The sequence below is a fragment of the Bradyrhizobium sp. CCBAU 11357 genome (assembly GCF_028128865.1).
GTDB lineage: Bacteria > Pseudomonadota > Alphaproteobacteria > Rhizobiales > Xanthobacteraceae > Bradyrhizobium.
On the sequence record NZ_LBJW01000017.1, the window covers coordinates 380514 to 394138 of the forward strand.

A 13625-nucleotide genomic window follows, 5' to 3' on the forward strand; every position below is an offset into this window, starting at 1 on the left:
AGCGTGAGTTGGCGCTGTTTGAGGCAGCAACTATGGTTTGCCGTGACTTGGGGATACGGGGATTCGGTAGCGTCGGCTCTGGCCGGCCAAGCGGGTCTCGTATAAGTCGCAGTGGGTCGTAGTGGGGCGGGTTCCTGATGAAATTTAGCCGGCAAACAACGCTTCGTGCGCAAGCCTCCGTGGCAGGCGTGGGCGTTCATTCCGGTCTTCCCGTTACTCTCACGCTCGGGCCTGCGCCTGTCGACGCAGGTTTTATTTTTGTCCGGACCGGACTTGAGGGAAGTGACCGCGAAGTCCAGGCGACCGCCGACCAGGTGATCGCGACCGACTTTGCCACCGTCCTCGGCGACCGCACCGGTCCGCTGGTGTCCACCGCCGAGCATGTGCTTGCTGCGCTGCGGGGAATGGGTGTGGACAACGCCACCATCGAGATCGACGGTCCCGAAGTCCCGATCATGGACGGCAGCGCCGCGGCCTTCATCGCGGCGATCGACCAGGCCGGCGTCGTCACCCAGCCGGCGCAGCGCCGCTTCATTCAGGTTTTGAAGCCGATCTCGGTCAAGATCGGCGATTCCTTCGGCGAGATCAGGCCCCACGCCAATGGGTTCCGCGTCGAGGTCGAGATCGATTTCACCAATCCCGTCATCGGCCAGCAGGCGTACGCCTTCGACGTCAATCCGGAAGGTTTCCGCCGCGAAGTCGGCCGGGCCCGGACCTTCGGCCTGATGAGCGATGTCGCGCGGCTCTGGAGCGCGGGCTATGCCCTCGGCGCCTCCTTCGACAACACCGTCGTGTTCGACGACGAGCGGCTGCTCAACACCGAAGGCCTGCGCTACGCCGATGAATGCGCCCGCCACAAGGTGCTGGACGTGATCGGCGATCTCTCGCTGGCCGGCCTGCCGCTGCTTGGCGCCTACCGCTCGGTGCGTGGTGGCCACAAGGTCAACCACGCCGTCCTGACCGCGCTGCTCGCCGACCGGACCGCCTGGCGGGTGGTCGAGGGCGAGGCTGCCCGCCGCACCACGCGTCCCGTGGGCGAGGTTGGTCGCGGCATCGTCGGCGGCCGGATCGCTGCGGCCTTCGGACCGGATGTGTCCTGAGCGGCCTGCCGCCTTCGAAACGTGGTTGGCGGCCCCCCGGGAAACTCCTGGTAACCATGATCGGCTAGCATTGCGGCAGGTTCGCCTTAATCCGGGCGAAATGCCTCCCTATCCGGTTCGTTAACGGTCGTTTTTCGGATACATCGGCGTGGTCGCACGGCAGGCACCACGGTTACATTTCGCGCCCATGAGGGGTTCGTGGGCTGGCGGACACCGCATCACAGGGCGTCAGGGCTTAAACTCATGTCGGCACAGCGTATGACGCGCGGATATTTCTCGGTCTCGTCGCGAGCCCGCGGGCTGCTTCAGGCCGTCACCTTCATCATGCTCGCGCTGCCGCTCGCCGGATGCGGCACGGGCGCGCTCTGGGACAAGTTCACCGCCAAGGACGACACCTTCGTCGAGGAGCCCGCCGACAAGATCTACAATGAGGGCCTGTACCTCATGAACGAGAAGAAGGACATGAAGGCGGCGAACAAGAAGTTCGAAGAGGTCGACCGCCAGCATCCTTATTCCGAATGGGCCCGCAAATCGCTGCTGATGTCGGCCTATGCGTCCTATCAGGGCGGCGATTATGACGGCTGCATCGGCGCCGCCACCCGCTACGTCACGCTGCATCCCGGCAGCCCGGACGCAGCCTATGCGCAATATCTGATCGCCGCCTCCCATTACGACCAGATCCCGGACATCAGCCGCGACCAGACCCGCACCGAAAAGGCGATCGCGGCGCTGGAAGAGGTGGTGCGCAAATATCCGAACTCGGAATATGCGACCTCGGCCAAGGCCAAGATCGAGGGCGCACGCGACCAGCTCGCGGGCAAGGAAATGAACGTCGGCCGCTACTACGCACAGAAGCGCGACTACACGGCCGCCATCAATCGTTACAAGACCGTCGTCACGCAGTACCAGACCACCCGCCACGTCGAGGAGGCGCTGTTCCGCCTGACCGAGGCCTATATGGCGATCGGCATCGTCGGCGAAGCGCAGACCGCGGCGGCCGTGCTTGGGCACAATTTTCCTGACAGCCGCTGGTACAAGGACGCCTATAATCTTGTAAAATCCGGCGGTCTCGAACCGAGCGAGAATCAGGGGTCCTGGATCAGCCGGACCTTCAAGAAGATGGGTCTCGGCTAGGAAATTTGGTTCCATGCTGGCGCGTCTGTCGATCCGTGACATCGTCCTGATCGAACGGCTCGATATCGAATTCGCCTCCGGCCTCGCGGTTTTGACCGGCGAGACCGGTGCAGGCAAATCCATCCTGCTCGATGCTTTTGCGCTGGCGCTCGGCGGCCGCGGCGATGCCGGCCTCGTGCGTCACGGCGCGGAGCAAGGGCAGGTCACGGCGGTGTTCGATGTCCCGAAGAATCACCCTGCGACGAAGATCCTGGCCGAGAACGGTCTGGACGACACAGGCGAGATGATTCTCCGCCGCGTGCAGCTCGCCGACGGCCGCACCCGCGCCTTCATCAACGACCAATCGATCAGCGTGCAGACGCTGAAGGCGGTCGGCACCGCCCTGGTCGAGATCCACGGCCAGCACGACGAGCGCGCGCTGGTCGATGCCGCCACCCACCGCCGCCTGCTCGACGCTTTTGCCGGCCTCGAAAAGGACGTCGCGGCGGTCGAAGCGCTCTGGGACGCGCGCCGCACCGCCAACACCGCGCTGGAGGAGCATCGCGCCGCCATGGAGAGCGCGGCGCGCGAGGCCGATTATCTGCGCCACGCCTCCGACGAGCTGAAGCAGCTCGCGCCCAAGGACGGCGAGGAGACTGCGCTGGCCTCCCGCCGCACCACCATGATGCAGGGCGAGAAGATCGCCTCCGATCTGCGCGAGGCGCAGGAAGCGGTCGGCGGCAATCATTCGCCGGTCGCAGCCCTCTCGGCGGCGGTGCGCCGGCTGGAGCGCCGCGGCGTCAACTCGCCGGCGCTGGTCGAGCCGGCGGTGAAGGCGATCGACGCCGCGATCAATGCGCTGGAGGAGGCCGACCAGCATCTCCAGGCGGCGCTGGCCGCAACCGATTTCGATCCGGCCGAGCTCGAGCGCATCGAGGAGCGGCTGTTTGCCTTGCGTGCGGCGTCGCGCAAATATTCGACGCCGGTCGACGGGCTCGCCGCGCTGGCCGCCAAATATGCCGCCGACGTCGTCCTGATCGATGCCGGCGCCTCGCGGCTGAAGAAGCTGGAGCAGGCCGCGATCGAGGCAGACAGCCGCTATGCGGCGGCTGCCAAGAAGCTCTCGCTGGCGCGGCAGAAATCGGCGGAGAAGCTCAACAAGGCGGTCAATGCCGAGCTCGCCCCGCTCAAGCTCGAACGCGCCAGGTTCATGACCCAGGTCGAGACCGACGAGGCTGCGCCCGGGCCGCAAGGTTTCGACCGCGTCGAGTTCTGGGTGCAGACCAATCCGGGCACCAAGCCGGGGCCCTTGATGAAGGTCGCCTCCGGCGGCGAGCTGTCGCGCTTCCTGCTCGCGCTCAAGGTCGTGCTGTCCGACCGCGGCTCGGCGCCGACGCTCGTGTTCGACGAGATCGACACCGGCGTCGGTGGTGCGGTGGCCGACGCCATCGGGGGGCGCCTGGCGCGGCTTGCCGGCAAGGTCCAGGTCATGGCCGTGACCCACGCCCCGCAGGTCGCCGCCCGCGCCGACCAGCACCTGCTCATCTCCAAGGACGCCCTCGACAAGGGCAAGCGCGTCGCCACCCGCGTCAATGCACTCGCCGCCGACCATCGCCGCGAGGAGATCGCCCGCATGCTCGCCGGTGCCGAGATAACGGCCGAGGCGAGGGCGGCCGCGGAGAGGCTGCTGAAGGCGGCGACGGCCTAGGCCACCACCGTCATTGCGGGGCGATGCGAAGCATCGAACCCGGAATCTCGAGATTCCGGGTCTGGTCCTTCGGACCATCCCGGAATGACACGTCATTTGCAGATCGATTCGTAGAGATCATTCCAGTTTGGATTGTCCTTCTCGATCAGTTGGGTCTTCCAAGCCCGCTTCCACTTCTTGAGCTCCTTCTCGCGAGAGATTGCCGAGATCGGGTCATCATAGATCTCGAACCAGACCAACTGCGTGATGTTGTATTTTGTCGTGAAGCCCGGCACGGCCTTGATTCGATGCTCGTAGACGCGCCGCACAAGGTCGTTGGTGATGCCGACGTAGATTGCTCCATCTTTCCGGCTTGCTAGAATATAGACGTAATACGCCACGAGCCCCTCCCCACCGTCATTCCGGGGCGATGCGAAGCATCGAACCCGGAATCTCGAGGTTCCGGGTCTGGTCCTTCGGACCATCCCGGAACGACGAGACGCAACTTTAAGTATAATGGCCAGAGCAGCAAAATCCAAAGCAGCACCGCTACGCGACGTCGCCGAGCTCACCAAGGCGCAGGCCAAGGTCGAGCATATGCGGCTCGCGCTCGAGATCGAGGGACACAACGAGCGCTACTATCAAGAGGACGCGCCGACCGTCACCGATGCCGAATACGACGCGCTACGCAAGCGCCTCGACGCGATCGAGACCCGCTTTCCCGAATTCGTCACCGCGGAATCGCCCTCGCAGAAGGTCGGCGCCGCACCATCGGGGCGCTTCAGGAAAGTCCCGCATGCCGTGCCCATGCTGTCGCTCGACAACGCCTTTGCGGAGGAGGACGTGCGCGACTTCGTCGGCCGCATCGTGCGCTACCTGAAGCTCGACGACGACAAGATCGACTTCTCCGCCGAGCCGAAGATCGACGGCCTCTCGATGTCGCTGCGCTACGAGGGCGGCGAGCTCGTCACCGCCGCGACGCGCGGCGACGGCGCGGTCGGCGAGGACGTCACCGCCAACATCCGCACGCTCGAAGACGTGCCGCAGAAGCTGAAGGGCCGCAACATCCCCGACATCTGCGAGGTGCGCGGCGAGGTCTACATGACCAAGAAGGCGTTCCTGGCGCTCAACGAACGGCAGAAGGCGGCAGGCGATACCATCTTCGCCAATCCGCGCAATTCGGCCGCCGGCTCGCTCCGCCAGAAGGACCCGACCATCACCGCCTCCCGCCCGCTCGGGTTCTTCGCCTATGCCTGGGGGCAGATGAGCGCGATGCCGGAAGACACGCAGAGCGGCATGATCGGCTGGTTCGAGCGCTGCGGCTTCAAGACCAATCCGCTGACCAAGCTCTGCCACTCCGTCGAGGAGCTGCTCGCCTTTCATCACGCGATCGAGGAGCAGCGCGCGCGGCTCGACTACGATATCGACGGCGTCGTCTACAAGGTCGACCGCATCGACTGGCAGGAGCGGCTCGGCTTCGTCTCGCGCACGCCGCGCTGGGGCATCGCACACAAATTCCCGGCCGAGCGCGCCATGACGGTGCTGCGCGACATCGAGATCCAGGTCGGCCGCACCGGCTCGTTCACGCCGGTCGGCAAGCTCGAGCCGGTCGGCGTCGGCGGCGTGATCGTGCAGAACGTCTCGCTGCACAACGAGGACTACATCAGGGGCATCGGCAACAAGGGCGAGGTGCTGCGCGAGGGGCGCGACATCAGGATCGGCGACACCGTGGTGATCCAGCGCGCCGGCGACGTCATCCCGCAGGTGGTCGACGTCGTCCTCGACAAGCGGCCGAAGACCGCCAGGGAATTCCACTTCCCGAAGAAGTGCCCGTGTCCGCTGCACACCGACGTCGTGCGCGAGGAGACGGCGACGGGCGAGGAGGGCTCGCGCGCCCGCTGCACCGGCGAGTTCGCCTGTCCCTACCAGAAGATCGAGCATCTCAAGCTGTTCGTGTCGCGGCGGGCCTTCGACATCGACGGCCTTGGCGAGAAGCAGCTGCAGTACTTCTTCGACGAGGGCTGGGTGAAGGAGCCCGCCGATATCTTCACGCTGGAGAAGCGCAACGCCAAGCTGAAGCTCGAGGAGGTCGAGGGCTACGGCGCGACCTCGGTGCGCAACCTGTTCGGCGCCATCGAGAGCCGGCGGAAAATTGCGCTGGAGCGCTTCATCTACGCGCTCGGCATGCGCCATGTCGGCGAGACCACGGCGTTGGCGCTGGCGCGCGGCTACGGCTCGTGGGATGCGTTCCACGATGCCTGCCTGAAAGTTGCTGAGGGTGACGAGGAGGCGATGGCCGAGATGGATGCGCTCGACCAGATCGGCGACACCGTGATCAAGAGCATCGCCGATTATTTCGGCGAGAGCCACAATCGCGGCATCGTCGAACGCCTGACCAGGGAGGTCGAGATCGTCGACGCCGAGAAGCCGAAGAGCAATTCGGCCGTGGCAGGCAAGACCGTCGTGTTCACGGGATCGCTGGAGAGGATGACGCGGGATGAAGCCAAGGCCACGGCCGAGCGGTTAGGGGCCAAGGTGTCGGGCTCGGTGTCGAAAAAGACCGATCTCGTCGTCGCCGGCCCCGGCGCCGGCTCGAAGCTCGCGGACGCCAACAAGCACGGCGTCAAGGTGCTGACCGAAGACGAGTGGCTGAAGCTGATCGCGGAGTGAGGGGCGCGTTGGCTCCTCACGTTCCGTCGCCATCGCCGAGGCTCCTGTAACAAACGTCCCGTAATGATACGCGGCCGCAAGAGTTCCTTCACCCTTCGCGTTGACCCGATCTTTACCGCTTCACGTCAGGCCGCATTTACCAATGCGCGACGTCGCCCCGTGAAAACACCTGCATTCGCTTGAGTGTGCCGCATGCGCAACGCCGATTAACGCCCCGGCAACCTAAATTAGATACTCACGATAAAGATCGAATTGCACGGATGTACTGAGTTCGATCGGACGAGCGTAAGCGTAGCGTGAGTGTATCGATGTCTGTGTTGCGTAACCATCCGAAGGGCGCGCGGTTCGCGTCCTTCGGCATCGGTCTCTGCATCTTCGCATTGATGCCGAGAGAGACCGGCTATCAGGACATTGCCTCGCTGCTGGCGCGCCAACCCGGCGTCGCCGAGCGGTGGCAGAAGCAGGTGTTCTCCGCCGCGTCCTCGATCCAGCTCGCCACCTACAGTTTTTCCCGCCCCATCGGCACCTCGGTTCCGCAGAGCGCGATGGTTCGGCTCGCCAGCCTCGACGGCCGCGACGTCACCGGCGCGATCAGCCGCAATCCGGCGCTTCAGGCGCCGTCACGCTACCAGGCTTCCGACTTTCCCAAGGTCGATCGCGCCTTGAAGGGTGATCGCCTCGCAATCGTCACGCCGACACAGTCTCCCGAGACGGTCACGCCGGCTGCAGCCCCGGCCAAGGAAGATCCCGCGACCTCGAACAGCTCGGTGTTCGGCGCCAAGACCGCCGCATTGCCGCCGGCGATGTCGCCGGAATCCGCGGCCGCGCTCGATCCCGAGCTGCAGGAAGCGCTGCGGGCGCCGCCGCTGCCGCAATATTCCAATCCCCCGCAGGCGAGCGAAGCTGCGCGCGCGTTGGCGGTGCAGCCGCTGGAAGCGCTAAAGCGGGCCGCGGCGCCGGCTGCGCCCGCGCGCGATCCCTTCAGCGTCAAGACGTCGAGCCTGTTCTTCGGCAGCTCCTCGCTCGGCGGCAATCTCGAGACCATCGAGAGCTGGCAGCCCGGCGCCGAGCCGCTGATCGTGATGCCCGACCCCGACATGAAGGTGACGGCCTCGCTGACCCCGCCGACGGCGGAGATCGCCAAGGACATCGAGAGCGGCGAGAGCGTCGCGCCGAAGGGCGAGGTCAACGCCGACAACCAGCGCGCCAAGTCGCCGGCGGAGCGGCTCGCGCTCGACGACAAGTCGCGTGCGAAGTCGGAAAAGTGCCTCGCCGAAGCCGTCTACTTCGAATCCCGCGGCGAGGCCGTGCGCGGCCAGATCGCGGTGGCGCAGGTGGTGATGAACCGCGTGTTCTCCGGCAAATATCCCGACACGGTGTGCGGCGTGGTCTACCAGAACAAGTACCGCCATTTCGCCTGCCAGTTCACCTTCGCCTGCGACAACAATCCGGACGTGATCCGCGAGCCGGAGATGTGGGAGCGCGCCAAGAAGATCTCGAAGGCGATGCTCGACGGCCAGATCTGGCTGCCCGAGGTCGGCAAATCCACGCACTACCATGCCTATTGGGTGCGCCCGTCCTGGGTCGCCGAGATGAAGAAGCTGTACAAGACCGGCGTGCACACCTTCTATCGGCCGCGCAACTGGGGTGACGGCAGCGAGGTGCCGAGCTGGGGCTCGCCGGCGCAGACAGCCGCGCTCTCGGCTGAACTCGCGCAGGAAGCCAAGAGCTCCGCGGAAATGGGCGAGCGGCGGTAGTTTTCTTACCTCTCCCCGTAAGAACGGGGAGAGCGAGAAGAGCTCCTCACGCCTCGATGTCCAGCGCACAATCGAAATTCGGCGCCGAATGCGTCAGGGCACCCGCCGAGGCATAGTCGACGCCGGTGGCCGCGAATGCGGCGATCGAGCCCAGCGTGACGCCGCCGGACGCTTCCAGCTCGAGGCGGCCCTCGTTGAGCCTCACCGCCTCGCGCAGCGTCGCAATGTCCATGTTGTCGAGCAGCACCGCGTCGGCCATCCCGCTGTCGAGCACCTCGCGCAGCTGCGCCAGCGTATCGACCTCGATCTCGATCTTGACGAGGTGGCCGGCATGGGCGCGGGCGCGCTCCAGCACCGGGCGGATGCCGCCGGCCACGGCGATGTGGTTGTCCTTGATCAGGATGGCATCGTCGAGCCCGAAGCGATGGTTGAAGCCGCCGCCGCAACGCACCGCGTATTTCTCCAGCGCGCGCAGTCCCGGCGTGGTTTTGCGCGTGCAGCAGATGCGCATCTTGGTGCCTTCGGTGCGCGCGACATAGTCCGCCGTGAGCGTGGCGATGCCCGACAGCCGGCCGACGAAGTTCAGCGCAGTCCGCTCTGCCGTGAGGATGGCGCGCGCAGGGCCCGAGATCGTCAGCACGTGCTGGCCGCGCGCAACCCGCGCGGCATCGCGGACATGTGCGCGCACCTCGACGTCGGGCGACAGCTTCTGCAAGGTCGCGAGCGCCAGCGGCAATCCGGCGATCACGCCGGACTGGCGCGCGACAAGGATGGCCTGCGCGCGCGTCGCTTCCGGGATCGTCGCGAGCGAGGTGATGTCGCCGGCCCGGCCGAGGTCCTCGTCGAGCGCGCGCTCAACGGCCGCCTCGATCGCGAGCGGCGAGAGGAAGGCATCGGGATAGAGCAGTGAGGTCGGGGTGATCATGGGGCCTCCTTCAGGCGATCATGGATTGCGCAATGCGTGGCCGCGGGCGTTCATCGAGGCTCTCCGCGACCTCGCGCGCTGCGGCGAGCGTGGTCATCGTTCTCTGCGCTGGCGCTGGGTTTTCGGCCGGGTGATCGGAGCGGCAATGCGCCCCACGGCTCTCGCGCCGCGTCCAGGCCGCTGTCGCAACGAGCAGGGCCGAGATCGCCATGTTGCCGAGGGCACCGTGTCCGGCTTTGCGCTCGAGCCTGGCGAAATGGCGCACGGCTTGTGCAAGCCCGTCACCGTCGCGGATCACGCCGACATGTGCGCTCATCGCCGCGCGCAGCCGCTTCACCTCCGCAGCATCCACCGTGCCAGCGCGCGGCATCACCAAAGCGTCCGGCAAGCGGGCCGGCCGGGGCACGGTGCGGCCGCCGATGTCGTCGGCAATGCGGGCGGCATAGACGACGGCTTCGAGCAGCGAATTCGAGGCGAGCCGGTTGGCGCCATGCGCGCCGGTGGAGGAGACTTCGCCGGCGGCCCAGAGGCCGTCGATCGAGCTGCGACCGCGCGCATCCACCGCGATGCCGCCCATGTGGTAATGCGCGGCCGGCGCGATCGGGATCGCTTGCGCCGCGGGATCGATGCCGGCGGCGATGCAGCTCGCATGCACGGCCGGAAACCTCGTCGCGAAGCGCGCGCCCAGCGCCTGGCGCGCATCGAGGAAGGCGCCGCGCCCGGCCGCGATCTCGGCGAACACGCCGCGGGCCACGATGTCGCGGGGCGCGAGCTCCGCGAGCGGGTGGCGGGCGCTCATGAAGCGCTCGCCGTTGCCATTGATCAGCGTTGCCCCTTCGCCGCGCAGTGCTTCGGTGGCGAGCGGTGCCGGGTCGCGGCCGACCATGATGGCGGTGGGGTGGAACTGCACGAATTCAGGATCGGCGATCACGGCGCCGGCGCGGGCCGCGATCGCAAGGCCCGAGCCGCTCGCTTCCGGCGGGTTGGTGGTGACGGCGTAGAGATGGCCGAGCCCGCCGGTCGCCAGCACGACTGCGCGTGAGGCGAGCACGAGCGGTCGTGCCGCGGGATTGCCGGCATCGCGCAATTGCAGCTCGGTGACCGCGCCGTCCTCGGTCAGCAATGCTTCGGCGACGAAGCCTTCCATCAGGCGGATCGAGGGCGTGCGGCGCACGGCCTCGCTCAAGGCGGCGATGATCGCGGCGCCAGCGCCATCACCGCGCACATGCACGATGCGGCGCGCGGAATGCGCAGCCTCACGTCCGACGGCAAGCCTGCCGTCGAGATCGCGATCGAACGGAACGCCATAGGCGAGAAGATCGTGGATGCGCGGCGCTGCCTCGCGCGCGATGCCGAGCGCGACGGCTGCATCGACGAGGCCGCCGCCGACCGCGACGGTGTCGGCGGCGTGGGCCTCCGGCGTGTCGCCCTCAGCCACGGCCGCAGCGATGCCGCCTTGCGCCCATGCGGAGGATGCGCCATGCCCGAGCGGTGCCGCCGAGATCAAGGTCACCGGCCGCGGCGCGAGCTTCAGCGCGCAGAACAGTCCGGCAAGGCCGCCGCCGACGATGACGACGTCGTCGGTTGAGCGGGTGAGATCGTGGATGTCGTGTTGCATGTTGCTCGCCCTCAATTGCTCAGATTGATCATGCGCTCGACCGAGCGCCGCGCGCGTTCCGCGAGCGCGGGTTCGATCGTCACCTCCTCGCCAAGCGTCAGCAGGCTCTCCAGGATGTTGGCGAGCGTGATGCGCTTCATGTGCGGGCAGAGATTGCAGGGGCGGAGCATCTCCACGTCGGGCAGCTCGGCCCGGACATTGTCGGCCATCGAGCATTCCGTGATCATGACCAGCCGCCGCGGCCGCTTTGCGCGCACCCAGTTGATCATGTGCGCGGTCGAGCCGGTGAAGTCGGCTTCCGCCAGCACGTCCGGCGGACACTCCGGATGCGCGATGATCTGCACGGTGGGATCGGCCTCGCGAAAGCTGCGCAGCTCCTCGCCCGTGAAGCGCTCATGCACCTCGCAGGCGCCTTTCCAGACGATGATCTTCACGTCGGTCTTCGACGCCACGTAAGTGGCAAGGTATCGGTCGGGCAGGAAGATCACGGTCGGGACGTTCAGGCTCTCGACCACCTGCACCGCGTTCGAGGACGTGCAGCAGATGTCGACCTCGGCCTTCACCTCCGCCGAGGTGTTGACGTAGGCGACAACAGGCACGCCGGGGAATTTCTCCCGCAGCAGCCGCACGTCCGCACCGGTGATGCTGGCGGCAAGCGAGCAGCCCGCGCGCGAGTCCGGGATCAAGACGGTCTTGTCCGGATTGAGCAGCTTGGAGGTCTCCGCCATGAAGTGCACGCCGCATTGGACGATGATGTCCGCCTGCACCTTGGTGGCTTCGACCGCGAGCTGGAGCGAGTCGCCGCCGATATCGGCGACGCAATGGAAGATCTCCGGAGCCTGGTAGTTGTGGGCGAGGATCACCGCGCCCCGCGCGCGCTTCAGCTCGTTGATCGCGTGAATCGTCGGCGCCATCAGCGGCCATTCGATCGACGGGATGACGTGCTTGACACGGTCATAGAGCGGCGCGGTGGCGCGTTCGACCGCCGGCGTCCATTCCAGTGACGGCATCGGCCATGTCGGTCCGGGGGCTACCGGCGCGGCGCGGGAGGAGGCGATGGGCTGGCCTTGCGGCCGGTTGGCAAAGTCGTCGGGACCGTAAATTCCAGTGATCGGCATTGAAGCCTCCCAGGTGTGGCCAATCGAGCGGCTATTATGCTCAAATTGAGAATATATGGAGCCCGAGAAATCCGGCCGAGAAGGCCGGGCGAACGTCGCTGCTACCAAATATGCTCAATCTGAGTAAATCAAGCATAGCACGCACCCGCGCGTGCCGCCAGAGCTTGCCGCACACATTCCCGTCACTGCGCACCTGCCAGGCGAGGCCAGATTGAAACGCAATGCTCCCGCGTCAGCTCTTCGTGGAATGCAACCGTTTTTGGCTTGGGATTTTCATGCATATGCATTAAACGAGCTGTCCCGCGCTGCTGATTTGCGGATCCGCCAACGACAGATGAGGAAAACCATGTCGACACCGATCGGCGAACTCGCACCGGCCTTGCGTTCCTCCAATTGGCGTACCCCGGCCGTCATCATCCTCTGCGGTTGTGCCATCGGCATGCTCGGCTTCGGCCCGCGCTCGGCGCTCGGCTTCTTCGTGCAGCCGATGAGTCACGAATTCAGCTGGGGCCGTGACGTGTTCGGCCTCGCCATCGCCGTGCAGAATTTGTTGTGGGGACTGGGCCAGCCGTTCGCCGGTGCGGTTGCGGATCGCTTCGGCCTGTTCCGGGTGATGTGCGTCGGCGCGCTGCTCTATGCCGGTGGCCTGCTCTTGATGCGCTATTCCTCGACGCCGCTGTCGCTGAATGTCGGTGCGGGCGTGATGGTCGGCTTTGGTCTCGCCGGCTGCTCGTTCAACCTGGTTCTGTCGGCGTTCAGCAAGCTCTTGCCGGCCGAGAAGCGCGGCCTTGCGCTCGGCGCCGGCACCGCGGCGGGCTCGTTCGGTCAGTTCCTGTTCGCGCCCATTGGCGTCGCCTTGATCGACAATTTCGGTTGGCAGCAGGCGCTCTCCGTGTTCGGTTTCCTGATGCTGCTGATCATCCCGCTGTCGCTGGCGCTCTCGACGCCGCCGGTGACAACCGCGAACAGCGCAACGCCCGCGGATGACCAGACCATCACCAAGGCGCTTGCCGAAGCCTTCGGTCATCGCTCCTACGTGCTGCTGGTGCTCGGCTTCTTCACCTGCGGCTTCCAGCTCGCCTTCATCACCGTGCATCTGCCGGCCTTCCTCGTCGATCGCGGCATCTCCGCGCAGACCGGCGGCTGGGTGATCGCGGCAATCGGCCTGTTCAACATCATCGGCTCGCTCAGCGTCGGCTATCTCCAGAACTCACTGCCCAAGCGCTACATCCTCTCGACCATCTATTTCACGCGTGCACTAGCGACGCTCGCCTTCATCACGTTCCCGATCACGCCGTTCTCGGCGATCGCGTTTGGCGCGATCTCCGGCCTGACCTGGCTGTCGACGGTGCCGCCGACCTCGGCGCTGGTGGCGCTGATGTTTGGAACGCGCTGGCTCGCCACGCTCTATGGCTTCGCTTTCGTCAGCCATCAGGTCGGCGGCTTCCTCGGCGTCTGGCTGGGCGGCATCGTGTTCGAAAAGTTCGGTTCCTACACGCCGATCTGGTGGCTCTCGATCCTGTTCGGCGTGCTCTCGGCGCTGATCAATCTTCCGATCGTGGAGAAACCTGTGGCACGGGCGGTTGCGCAGCCGGCCTGATCGGCTAAACATCCCCGACAAACAAAGTCAGGGAGTT

10 protein-coding genes are annotated in these 13625 nt (G+C 66.1%); 6 read left to right on the forward strand and 4 right to left on the reverse strand.

What is annotated here, in order from left to right; genetic code table 11:
• The first annotated feature begins 137 nt into the window (after positions 1 to 137).
• The 3 genes from lpxC to recN all read left to right on the forward strand — a co-directional run bounded on the left by lpxC (position 138) and on the right by recN (position 3921).
• Positions 138 to 1100, forward strand: a complete 963-nt coding sequence (lpxC, locus tag XI05_RS06800) for a UDP-3-O-acyl-N-acetylglucosamine deacetylase (RefSeq protein ID WP_271499919.1) — start codon at positions 138 to 140, stop codon at positions 1098 to 1100.
• Between the two features lie 243 nt (positions 1101 to 1343).
• Positions 1344 to 2234, forward strand: coding sequence for an outer membrane protein assembly factor BamD (locus XI05_RS06805; protein ID WP_172787252.1), 891 nt, complete (start codon positions 1344 to 1346; stop codon positions 2232 to 2234).
• A gap of 13 nt (positions 2235 to 2247) precedes the next feature.
• The gene (gene recN / locus XI05_RS06810) at positions 2248 to 3921 is read left to right on the forward strand and encodes a DNA repair protein RecN (RefSeq protein WP_172787253.1); all 1674 of its coding nucleotides are present in this window, start codon (positions 2248 to 2250) and stop codon (positions 3919 to 3921) included.
• 92 nt (positions 3922 to 4013) lie between these two features.
• On the opposite strand, the gene XI05_RS06815 is transcribed toward recN, so the two are convergent.
• The gene (locus XI05_RS06815) at positions 4014 to 4301 is read right to left on the reverse strand and encodes a GIY-YIG nuclease family protein (RefSeq protein ID WP_271499920.1); all 288 of its coding nucleotides are present in this window, start codon (positions 4299 to 4301) and stop codon (positions 4014 to 4016) included.
• Positions 4302 to 4416: 115 nt separating this feature from the next.
• Here XI05_RS06815 and ligA point away from each other — a divergent pair, with 115 nt between their 5' ends.
• On the forward strand, positions 4417 to 6570 hold the full coding sequence (gene ligA, locus XI05_RS06820; protein WP_271499921.1) for an NAD-dependent DNA ligase LigA: 2154 nt from the start codon (positions 4417 to 4419) through the stop codon (positions 6568 to 6570).
• A 308-nt stretch (positions 6571 to 6878) separates the two neighbouring features.
• Entirely contained in the window at positions 6879 to 8327 is a 1449-nt protein-coding gene (locus tag XI05_RS06825; RefSeq protein ID WP_271499922.1) for a cell wall hydrolase, read from the forward strand.
• 46 nt (positions 8328 to 8373) lie between these two features.
• On the opposite strand, the gene nadC is transcribed toward XI05_RS06825, so the two are convergent.
• The 3 genes from nadC to nadA are packed head-to-tail and all read right to left on the reverse strand — an operon-like array spanning position 8374 to position 11988.
• Positions 8374 to 9252: a carboxylating nicotinate-nucleotide diphosphorylase gene (gene nadC / locus XI05_RS06830; protein WP_271499923.1), complete on the reverse strand. Its 879-nt coding sequence runs from the start codon at positions 9250 to 9252 to the stop codon at positions 8374 to 8376.
• A 10-nt stretch (positions 9253 to 9262) separates the two neighbouring features.
• Entirely contained in the window at positions 9263 to 10870 is a 1608-nt protein-coding gene (locus XI05_RS06835) for an L-aspartate oxidase (RefSeq protein WP_271499924.1), read from the reverse strand.
• A gap of 11 nt (positions 10871 to 10881) precedes the next feature.
• Positions 10882 to 11988, reverse strand: coding sequence for a quinolinate synthase NadA (nadA, locus tag XI05_RS06840; RefSeq protein WP_271499925.1), 1107 nt, complete (start codon positions 11986 to 11988; stop codon positions 10882 to 10884).
• A gap of 346 nt (positions 11989 to 12334) precedes the next feature.
• On the opposite strand from nadA, the gene XI05_RS06845 reads away from it, so the two are divergent.
• On the forward strand, positions 12335 to 13588 hold the full coding sequence (locus tag XI05_RS06845) for an MFS transporter (protein ID WP_271499926.1): 1254 nt from the start codon (positions 12335 to 12337) through the stop codon (positions 13586 to 13588).
• Positions 13589 to 13625 lie beyond the last annotated feature (37 nt).